The 9791-nt window shown below is 68.5% G+C and carries 7 protein-coding genes and 1 pseudogene; 2 read left to right on the top strand and 6 right to left on the bottom strand.

Annotated elements, in window-relative coordinates; translation table 11 throughout:
* Positions 1 to 1260 precede the first annotated feature (1260 nt).
* Both HO151_RS07315 and HO151_RS03520 read left to right on the top strand, forming a co-directional pair.
* Entirely contained in the window at positions 1261 to 1455 is a 195-nt protein-coding gene (locus HO151_RS07315) for an AlpA family transcriptional regulator (protein ID WP_254594685.1), read from the top strand.
* Positions 1449 to 2840 carry an integrase gene (locus HO151_RS03520; protein ID WP_173894644.1) on the top strand — a complete coding sequence of 464 codons (1392 nt, stop codon included), beginning with the start codon at positions 1449 to 1451 and terminating at the stop codon, positions 2838 to 2840. The genes HO151_RS07315 and HO151_RS03520 overlap by 7 nt, the downstream gene beginning before the upstream one ends.
* Positions 2841 to 3000: 160 nt before the next feature.
* Here HO151_RS03520 and HO151_RS03515 read toward each other — a convergent pair whose 3' ends face one another.
* The 6 genes and pseudogenes from HO151_RS03515 to HO151_RS07310 all read right to left on the bottom strand — a co-directional run.
* A complete protein-coding gene (locus HO151_RS03515) occupies positions 3001 to 4524 on the bottom strand; it encodes an aldehyde dehydrogenase family protein (protein WP_173894643.1) in 1524 nt (507 codons plus the stop codon).
* A 103-nt stretch (positions 4525 to 4627) separates the two neighbouring features.
* Positions 4628 to 5908, bottom strand: coding sequence for a GAF domain-containing protein (locus HO151_RS03510; protein WP_173894642.1), 1281 nt, complete (start codon positions 5906 to 5908; stop codon positions 4628 to 4630).
* A gap of 150 nt (positions 5909 to 6058) precedes the next feature.
* Complete coding sequence (locus HO151_RS03505; RefSeq protein ID WP_173894641.1) at positions 6059 to 6670, bottom strand: N-acetylmuramoyl-L-alanine amidase; 612 nt, start codon at positions 6668 to 6670, stop codon at positions 6059 to 6061.
* A gap of 239 nt (positions 6671 to 6909) precedes the next feature.
* Entirely contained in the window at positions 6910 to 7923 is a 1014-nt protein-coding gene (locus HO151_RS03500) for an acetamidase/formamidase family protein (RefSeq protein ID WP_173894640.1), read from the bottom strand.
* A 268-nt stretch (positions 7924 to 8191) separates the two neighbouring features.
* Positions 8192 to 9400, bottom strand: a complete 1209-nt coding sequence (locus HO151_RS03495; RefSeq protein ID WP_173894639.1) for an ROK family transcriptional regulator — start codon at positions 9398 to 9400, stop codon at positions 8192 to 8194.
* Between the two features lie 219 nt (positions 9401 to 9619).
* Positions 9620 to 9791, bottom strand: a pseudogene (locus tag HO151_RS07310) (xylulokinase); the annotation flags it as partial.

Genomic DNA, 9791 nt, shown 5'->3' with positions numbered 1-9791 from the left:
ACTGACATCGGCCTGTGTCACCAACGTCATGTCCCGCAACAGCTAGGGCGCCGGCTCCAACTCCGCAGTGACGCGCGCCTCCAGGAAGGCCGCCCACTGCGCGGCCGTCACCTCACCTTCGGCGGTCGGTCGCTCGGGTCGCTGCTCGGTCACCGCCGGGCCGCCGCGGGGAAGTCCGGGTGCTCGGCCCAGTCCTGGGCCTCCTCCGCGACCTGCTCGGCCTTTTCCTGATCGGCTCAGGGACGGTCGGGCTGCCCGGGGCTCTGTTCATCGCCGAACCACTCGTAGCGCTTTCCCTGGCCGGCCTGTCTTCTGCGCGGGCGGCCAGCAAGGTATTTCGCCGACGAGGTCGTGTAGTGGGTTCATGATGCAGGTGCTGGCTTGTGCCTTGCGCCTCAAGGGGGTTATGGCAGAAGGGCTCAACATGGTTTCCGGCAAGGGTTCTCTCACGGCAGACAAGGGATGACCCCAAAGGACTGGAAACCTCTGCCGAGAGCATGTCAAAGTACAACGTCCCGAAAAATATCTCAGGCAAGTGCAAAATTTTGGTGTGGCTGGGTTGGTACTGATTCACAATTCTGTACCGCACCAGGCTGTCTTGTTGGTTAGTCCCATTTTGGAGGACCGTATATCGGATGCCCTCGTTAGATCTACCCGCTTCGATTCATCTGTCCTCTCTGCGCTAGGTGCGCTGGAAGCTTGGTTCGGTCGCAGGGGGTTAGGAGCGTCAAGTCGTGTTTGCTGAGACATGTGTATGCATCAGCGCTGTCGTCATTTTGTGAGGCCGTATGAAATAAGGCTGCTACTGCGATGGGGCCATTCCTGCAGTGTTGGGACGAACTCCGCAGCCGCAGCTCGGCCTGTGGCCTATGGCCTATGGCCTATGGCCTATGGCCTATGCCCTGTGCTGTCGGAGATCCCGAGCGCGCCATGGCGGGTGGGGTATTTGGGCTCCTGACAGATGACGGTCCCCGGTGCCCATCGGGGGCGGTTTAACCTCAGCTCAGTCCTCAAGCTGGATGGCCTCTCGAGTGCGGCCAGCCCGAGGAGCTGCCGGATTCATCTGGTGCGGCGCGCAACATAGCCGACGATCGCCGGTTGGCCAAACCGGCGATCATCGCGACCATTGAGGAGTTCGCGGTGGTTGCGCTTGGCGGTGGAGCTTCGTGGATGCGTTGCACGTCCATGCCACCGCTCAACTCGGCTATCTCTGTTGTGCCGCTCAGCGTCTGGCGACTCTTTTGAATCTTCAGGGGAAAAATGGCTCGCCCTCCTGCGCTCAAACTCGCCGAGGTCCTGGCGGAAATTCGAATGAGCTCATCAGCTTTTTATCGCTTGCGTGCTCGCGGTCAAGCGCCCCGAATGATCAAACTTCCGAATGGTGAACTCCGCTGTCGCCGCGTCGATCTGGACGCGTGGTGGGCGGCTTGCGAGAGGGACACGCCTGAATGGTGATGAGTTACAGGGTTCGATTTTGGGACACGCGCGAGCGGCCTGATCGTCGCAAGGGGTTCGAGGTTCGCTGGACGGTCAATGGACGGGGGAAATCCGAGTCTTTCCTTACGAAAGGGCTTGCGGAGAGCCGCCGTTCCAAACTCGTGACTGCCGCGCGCGACGGTGAGCCGTTCGACACGAGGGCGGGCCTGCCGGCCTCCGAACTCCGGGCCCTGAAGCAGCGCACCACCTGGTACGACCTGGCACGGGAGTACATCGACCAGCGTTGGGACCGTACGCCGGGAAACACGCGTCGAACGCTGGCCGACGCTCTCGCGACCATCACTCCAGCCTTCATCGAGCCGGAGCACATGCCCCGGGCGCCCCGAGAGCTGCGAAGGGCACTGTATTCATGGGCTTTCAACAAAAAAGCCCGGAGGGAGGATCCGCCCGAGGAGTGGCAGGCGGCATTGGACTGGCTGCAGCGTCATTCGCTGCCCGTGAGCGAATTGACGGAGCCCGATGTGCTGCGCCGTGGGCTCGATGCTTTGTGCCGCAAGGTCGATGGAGCGGCGGCTACAGCGAAGACCGCGAAGCGCAAGAAGGCTGCCGTCAATGAGGTGTTCGGGGTCGCAGTCAAACGGGGATATTTTACCCAGAACCCGCTGAGCGGCCTTCGGTGGTCTGCGCCGGAAGTGGCCGACGAAGTCGATCTGGACTGTGTACCCAATCCGGCGCAGGTGGGCCCCCTGCTTGCCGCGGTCAGGGAGCTGCCTGGCCGGGGCCCGCACCTGTACGCCTTTTTCGGCTGCATGTACTACGCCGCGATGCGTCCTGCGGAGGTTATCCACCTGCAGAAGTCCCAGTGCCGACTGCCGACGAGCGGATGGGGGCTCCTCAACCTGAAGGGCGGGGTGGTCACAGCAGGGAAGGAGTGGACGAATGACGGTGCCGCTCACGAGGTCCACTCGCTGAAGCGGCGGGCGGCCCAGGCGACGGGGCCCGTGCCCATCCCGCCGGTGCTGGTGAGCATGCTGCGTGAGCACATAGAGAGGTTCGGTGTCACACCCGATGGGCGCTTGTTCCGCAATGCAGCGGGAAACTACATCGATACTTCCGCGTACAACATCACATGGGGACGTGCGCGCGAGGCGACACTGACTCTCGATGAACTCGCCCTTGAACTGGCAAAACGCCCCTATGACCTACGCCACGCAGGGATTTCGTTCTGGCTTGCTTCCGGTGTCGACCCGGCGGAGTGCGCGCGCCGCGCCGAGCAGAGCATCCAGGTCCTCTTCCGCTACTACGCCAAGTTTCTGGCCGAGACGCGCAACCATGCCAACAGCCTGATCGAGGAGTCGATGCGAAGGTGGGAGAAGCAGGTCCGCAGCGGAGAGGGCGCATGAGCCGGGTCTTGGCCCGGAAATGCTCCGGAACACCTGGTCAGAGGTGGGACAACAGCGGGAAATATTGGGAGTTACTACGCACTTCGCGCCGCGGCTCAAGTGTGCTCCAGAGAGGGCGTCCGACCGGTGAAACACCTGTTCAGACGCCCTTTTTTGGCGTCTAGAAGAATCCCAGCTTCTTCGGTGAGTACGACACGAGGAGGTTCTTCGTCTGCTGGTAGTGCTCCAGCATCATCTTGTGGTTCTCGCGGCCGATGCCGGACTGCTTGTAGCCACCGAACGCCGCGTGTGCCGGATACGCGTGGTAGCAGTTCGTCCACACCCGGCCGGCCTGGATCGAACGCCCCGCGCGGTACGCCGTGTTGATGTCCCGCGTCCACACGCCGGCCCCGAGCCCGTAAAGGGTGTCATTGGCGATCTTGATGGCGTCGTCAAAGTCCGAGAACGACGTGACGGACACGACGGGGCCGAAGATCTCCTCCTGGAAGATCCGCATCCTGTTGTCGCCCTGGAAGATCGTCGGCTGCACGTAGTACCCGCCCGCCAGCTCGCCGTCGTGTTCGACGCGGTGTCCGCCCGTCAGCACCTTGGCGCCCTCCTGCTGGCCTATGTCCAGATAGGAGAGGATCTTCTCCAGCTGGTCGTTGGAAGCCTGGGCGCCGATCATCGTCTCGGTGTCGAGCGGATGGCCGGGCTTGATCAGCTCGGTGCGGGCCACCGCCGCGTCGAGGAACTCGCTGTAGCAGCCCTGCTGGACGAGCGCCCGGGACGGGCAGGTGCACACCTCGCCCTGGTTCAGCGCGAACATGGTGAAGCCTTCGAGCGCCTTGTCCCGGAAGTCGTCGTCCCGCGCCCACACGTCGTCGAAGAAGATGTTCGGCGACTTGCCGCCGAGTTCGAGCGTCACCGGCTTGATGTTCTCCGAGGCGTACTGCATGATCAACCGCCCCGTCGTGGTCTCCCCGGTGAAGGCGACCTTCGCCACCCGGGGACTGGACGCCAAGGGCTTGCCGGCCTCGACGCCGAAGCCGTTGACGATGTTCACGACGCCCGGCGGCAGCAGGTCCGAGACCAGACTCATCAAGTAGTGGATCGACGCCGGGGTCTGCTCGGCGGGTTTGATCACCACCGTGTTGCCCGCCGCGAGCGCCGGTGCCAGCTTCCACACCGCCATCAGGATCGGGAAGTTCCACGGAATGATCTGCGCCACGACCCCCAGCGGCTCGTGGAAGTGGTACGCCACCGTGTCGTCGTCGACCTCTCCGAGCGACCCCTCCTGTGCACGGATGGCCCCCGCGAAGTAGCGGAAGTGGTCGATGGCGAGGGGAATGTCGGCGGCCAGGGTCTCCCGGACGGGCTTGCCGTTCTCCCAGCTCTCCGCGACCGCGAGCTTCTCCAGGTTCGCCTCCATCCGGTCGGCGACCTTGAGCAGGATGTCGGCCCGCGCGGTCACCGACGTACGGCCCCAGGCCGGAGCGGCGGCGTGCGCCGCGTCGAGCGCGCGCTCCACGTCCTCGGCCGTGCCGCGCGCCACCTCCGTGAACGGCTGCCCGTTGACCGGACTCGGGTTCTCGAAGTACTGCCCACGGGCGGGCTGTACGTACTCGCCCCCGATGAAGTGGTCGTACCGCGACCGGTAGGAGACGATCGCGCCTTCGGTGCCGGGCGCCGCGTAACGGGTCATGTGCTCTGCCTCCCGAGGAAGGGCCGCCCGCCGTCGGGCGGCTCCCACCACGACGGTAGGGACAAGGAGGTTGCAGGTACGTTGCGTGCCGGGGGAAGGGCCTTCAGCGTCGCGCCCGGCCGGGGAACGCGGACCGCAACGCGGACTGCTCGGCCTCCAACTGCGCGAGCCGCGCCCGTACCGGTGCCGTCGGACGGGAGGCGGCCAGTGCCCGCCACACCTGGAGGTCGTCCTCGCCCCACGACGCGTGGGCCCAGTGCGCGAGCAGGTCGGGGTCGCGGCCGGAGACGAGGGCCGCACGCAGTCCGTCCGCGAGTCGTCGGCGCAACCGGACCACCGCCGGCGCCTGCGAACCCGGCAGCAGTGGACCGGCGTACGCCGCCACGGCCGCCGTGACCGCACCGGCGCCGAGTCTGCGCTCCACCACCGCGACATCGGACTCGACCGCAACCGTGAGCCGGTACGGCCGTGAAGCCAGCACCCCGGCCCCGAGCAGGCGCCGCAGGCGGGCCAGCTCGGCACGCAACGTCACCGGCGTCACCCACTCGTCCTCGTACAGCGCGCACAGCAACGCGTCGCCCGTGAGACCGTCCGGATGCCTGGACAGCAGGACCAGGAGCTCACTGTGCCTGCGGCTCAGACGCAGTGTGCGGCCACCGGTCACGAGCAGGGCCTCGTCCCGGCCCAGAGCCGTCAGCTGCAAGGCGTCGGTGGCGGCCGGCACCGGACTGAGCAGGGCCAGCTGGGACTCGGCGGCCCGTGCCACGGCCTGCACGAAACCCAGGCTGTGCGGATGCGCGAGCCCGTCCCCGCCGGTGATGTCGACGGCACCGAGCAGTCGTCCCGTACGCGGGTCGTGCACCGGAGCGGCCGCGCATGTCCACGGCTGGACGCGCCGTATGAAGTGCTCGGCCGCGAACACCTGCACCGGTCGGTCGAGCGCGACCGCCGTACCCGGGGCGTTCGTGCCCATCACGGACTCCGACCACCGCGCGCCCGGCACGAAGTTCATGTCGTCCGCCTTCTGCCGTGTACCGGGGTGGCCCTCGACCCACAGGAGTCTGCTCTGCGCGTCGCACACGGCCAGCAGATGCTCGCCGTCCGACGCGAACGTGCCCATGAGTTCCCGGAACAGCGGCATGAGCGGGGCCAACGGGTGTTCCGCCCGGTACGACCCGAGGTCCCCGTCGCTGAGCTCCACGGACGCGGAGCCGTCCGGCCCGACCCCGGCCCGCGCCGAACGCCGCCAGGATTCGGCGACCACGGACCGTACCGGCCGCGGTACCGTGCCCGCCTCGGTGAACGTCTCGTGTGCGCGCTGCAGCACGCGCACCCGTTCCACCGGATCGGTGCCCGGATCGAGGGCCACCCATGGATCGGTCAACTCGGCCTCCCGGAGGGCGCTGGGACTGGATGCGGGGCCGCTGGTGACATCGTCACTCCAGCGGTCGGCACGGACAAGCGTCGCGGCCCGCCCGGCAGGCGCCGCCGCTTCCCTTGCGCCGGTCGGCTGCGCGGCATCCGCGCCGGTCGGCTAGGCGGAGTTGACCATTCTTATGTAGCGCGTCCAGTCCCAGTGCGGACCGGGATCGGTGTGGTCGCTGTCCGGCACCTCGTAGTGCGCGAGGATGTGGGAGCGGTCCTTGGGGATCGCGTGCTTGGCACAGATCGCCGCGGTCAGCTTCGCCGACTCCTCGTACAGGGCGTCGGTGAAGTACGCGGGCTCGTCCACCCAGCCCTCGTGCTCGATTCCGATGCTGCGGGCGTTGTAGTCCCAGACGCCCGCGTGCCAGGCGATGTCACGCTCCCTGACCATCTGTGCGATGTGGCCGTCGGAGGACCTGACCACGTAGTGCGCGGACACCTGCTTCTTCGGGTTCTGGAAGATGGCGAGGGTGTCCGCGTAGGTCGCCTGTGTCACATGGATGACGACGAAGTCGACGGGGTGGCTCCTGGGACGGTCGGCCACCGTGTGGTTGGACCTGTTCGCCGGGGCCCACTCGGACTGCGGACAGTCGATGCCCCGCGGCGTGGCGCCCGCCCGCGGATCGGGGAGCAGCGCGGTGGAGAGGGTGGCTAGGGCCGCGCTCTGGAGCAGGCGCCGCCTGCTCGGCAGGGAGGTGGGCAGGAACTCGGCTCGGTCCACGGGTTTCCTCTCAAGGCACGGTGACCATTTATTTCGGCGGGCGGCGGGCGGCGGGCGGCGGGCGGCGGGCGGCAGGCAGTGGGCAGCAGGCAACGGACAGCGGACAGCGGACAGCGGGCCGCAGATGTCGGAAGCGGGTGGTGGGCGGCCGGGCAGCAGGCACGGGACGGGGCGCACGGAAGGGTGGCCGGGGTGGTTCGGGTGGGCGTCTGTCGTTGGTCACGCCGTACGCACAGGGCTCAACGTCCCAGAGTTGCGGCCGCTTCGCGCATCCGGGCATGCAGCCCCCGATGCGTCTCCCGCTCGGGCAGCCACTCTTTACGGATCTTGGCCACGCAGGTGTAGTTGGTGTCGCAGACGTTGGCCAGCGGTGACTCGACGGCCTGGGTGGCGAACTGGTAGGCATCCATCTCACTGAACCCGTAGTCGCGCGCCAGCCATTGCACCAGGTCGAGCTGCGATATGCGGAACGCGTCCTCCAAAGGGCGTGCCGAGCCGGTCGAGATGATGTGCGTGTCGGACTCGATGCGTGGCCACGGCGTGGAGATCCCCTTGAGCAGCTCGACGATCACCACCGTGTTCATTGCGCACTCCACTGCGACTCCGCAGGTCTCGCCCTCACCCTGCCTCGCGTGGCCGTCGCCGAGACTGAGCAGGGCGCCCTCGACGTTCACCCCGAGGTAGCAGGTGACGCCGGTCCGCATCTCGGGCGTGTCCATGTTTCCGCCGTGCGCGTCCGGCACCAAGGCGGAGCGCACCTCCAGATTGGCCGGCGCCACTCCCACGGTGCCGTGCATGGGATCCATGGGCAGCTCGATCCGGATGTCGCTGTCCCGTGCGCTGAACAGAGCGGTACGGCGTGTCCGGTCGAGCTGCCAGATCCACACCGTCTCCGGGAGCGGCGGTTGCAGCGTGGCCGTGGCGTGCGTGGCGGTCAGCGCCCCGAACAGCGGGACCGTGGTCGACGCCGCCCAGTCCCGAGCCGGTTCGATCGACACGAAGTGCACCGCGACCGTGTCCCCCGGTTCCGCGCCCTCCACGTGGAACGGCCCTGTCTGCGGGTTGAGGAACGGGAACTCGCACACCTCGGACACCAGGTCCTTCTCCGAGCGCACCCGCCCGGCGAAGCAGTCCTCCGTGTAGAGGTCGAGGACCGTACCCGGTGCGATGCGTGCCACCGGCGCCGCACCACCGAACGTCCACGCGTACTCGCCCGGTTCGGGTCGGACGGTCAGGATCCGAGGGTTGCTCATGCTTGCACTGCTCCGTTCACCCGATGGCGGTGTCTCGCGTGAATCACGGTACGGGCCCTGTCGGCCGAGGAGGAAGAGCCGGCCCGGTTCCGTGGACAGCACCGCGATTGTGGACAACCCGGTCACCCGAAGGAGGGCATTGCGGCATTCCGAGTACCGCTGCCGGTAGCAGTACCGGAGCTGATGCCGAGGCACCGTCGGCGCTGAGCCGAGGCACCGTCGGCGAGTGCGGACCGGCGAGTGCGGACCGGTGAGCGCGGGTCCGCTCCTACGCTCCGCCCCCCACCGCCGCCGGATCATCGAGCACGGCACGTACGACGGAATGCGCGGCCCCCAGCAGCGGGCCCTGCGGACCGAGCGAGGAGACCGACACCGGGCAGGCGGGGCCCGCCGTCCGGCGCGCCAGCTCCCGTTCCAGCGACGGCAGCAGCCAGGGCGCGAGCCCGGACAGCGCCCCGCCCAGCACCACGGCCTCAGGGTCCAGCAGATTGACGGCCCCCGTCAGCGCGATGCCCAGCGCGTCACCGGCGTCGCTCAGTGCCCGCCGTACGTTCTTGTCACCTGCCGCCGCGTGCTCGGCCAGCAGCCCGACACGGTCCCCGCCGGGTTCCAGACCGGCCGCGCGCAGCACGGCCTCCTCGCCCGCGTACTGTTCGAGGCACCCGCGTCCGCCGCAGCCGCACGCGGGTCCCTCGGGCCGTACCGGTACATGCCCCAACTCACCGGCGAAACCCCGCGTCCCGCGCAGCAGCCGCCCGTCCACCACCACGGCTCCGCCGATGCCGATCTCCGCGGAGACGTGCAGGAAGTCGCGCGGTGCCTCCTCGTTGAGCCAGAGTTCGGCCAGACCGCCGAAGTTCGCCTCGTTGTCGACGGTCAGCGGCAACCCGTCCGGCAGCAGAGGACCGAGGTCCGTGTCGTGCCAGCCGAGGTTGGGGGCACGCACCACGGTCCGGGCGTCCCGCGCCACCAGGCCCGGTACGGCGACAGCCAGACCTGCCGGCCACAGCCCTTCCCCGTCCGCCTCGGCGACGATCTGCCGTACCAGTCCGGTCAGTTCCCCCAGCACGGGTTCCGGCGCGCGACCGCGGTTGGTGCCGTGCCGCACGATCCGTGCACGGACCGTGCCCCGCAGATCGACCGCGCACACGGCGAGATGGTCGACGCCCACCTCCGCGCCGATACCCGCCGGGCCACGGCCGCTCAGGGCCAGTGCGGAACCGGGCCGTCCCACCCGGCCCGGCCGCTCGGGACCCAGCTCCTCCAGGAGTCCCGAGCGGATCAGTTCGTCCACGAGGGTCGAGACGGCCGCCCGGGTCAGCCCGATGCGGGAGGCGACGGCCGCGCGGGACAGCGGTCCGTCCGCGTTCACGGTGTGCAGCACCCGTGAGAGGTTGCGGCGGCGCATGCCCTGCTGCGTGTCGGGCAGCCGTCGGCCGGGACTGTTGGGGTGGGCCTCGTGAAGCGGTGCGGTCATGCCTGAGTCAGTCCTCGTCCGGCCGGTCCCCGAAAGACCGTCCTGTCCGTGTCGGCGCCCCCGGGCAGTCGGCGCCGGCAGCCCCCCGCTGCCCGAAGTGCCCGCGCTCCCCGACGTGTCCGCACCCCTCGAAATGCCGATGCCGGCACTCCTCGACGCGCTCGGGCCCTCCGGGAGGGGGCCGGCGGCCGCCGGCCCCCTCCCGGAGGGGCGAAGCCGTCAGCGCTGATCGGCCTCCCGCTCCAGCAACGGGGCCGCGTCGGAGATTACCCCGGCGATCCGTGCGAGCGCCGCCTCGTCCCGTTCCCCGGCCTCCAGCACCGGTCCGTGCGCCGTGTTCCAGCGCCGGGCCACCGCCGCCGGGTCCTCCCCGGTCAGCACGCCCGCGGCC

The sequence above is a fragment of the Streptomyces sp. 8P21H-1 genome, from assembly GCF_013302945.1.
Note: the sequence above shows the minus strand (reverse complement) of the source record. Positions and strands in the feature narration are given on the sequence as shown.

Coding starts and splice junctions, on each gene's coding strand:
- HO151_RS07315 (WP_254594685.1), top strand. CDS start 1,261: ATGGCTCGCCCTCCTGCGCTCAAACTCGCCGAGGTCCTGGCGGAAATT.
- HO151_RS03520 (WP_173894644.1), top strand. CDS start 1,449: ATGGTGATGAGTTACAGGGTTCGATTTTGGGACACGCGCGAGCGGCCT.
- HO151_RS03515 (WP_173894643.1), bottom strand. CDS start 4,524: ATGACCCGTTACGCGGCGCCCGGCACCGAAGGCGCGATCGTCTCCTAC.
- HO151_RS03500 (WP_173894640.1), bottom strand. CDS start 7,923: ATGAGCAACCCTCGGATCCTGACCGTCCGACCCGAACCGGGCGAGTAC.
- HO151_RS03495 (WP_173894639.1), bottom strand. CDS start 9,400: ATGACCGCACCGCTTCACGAGGCCCACCCCAACAGTCCCGGCCGACGG.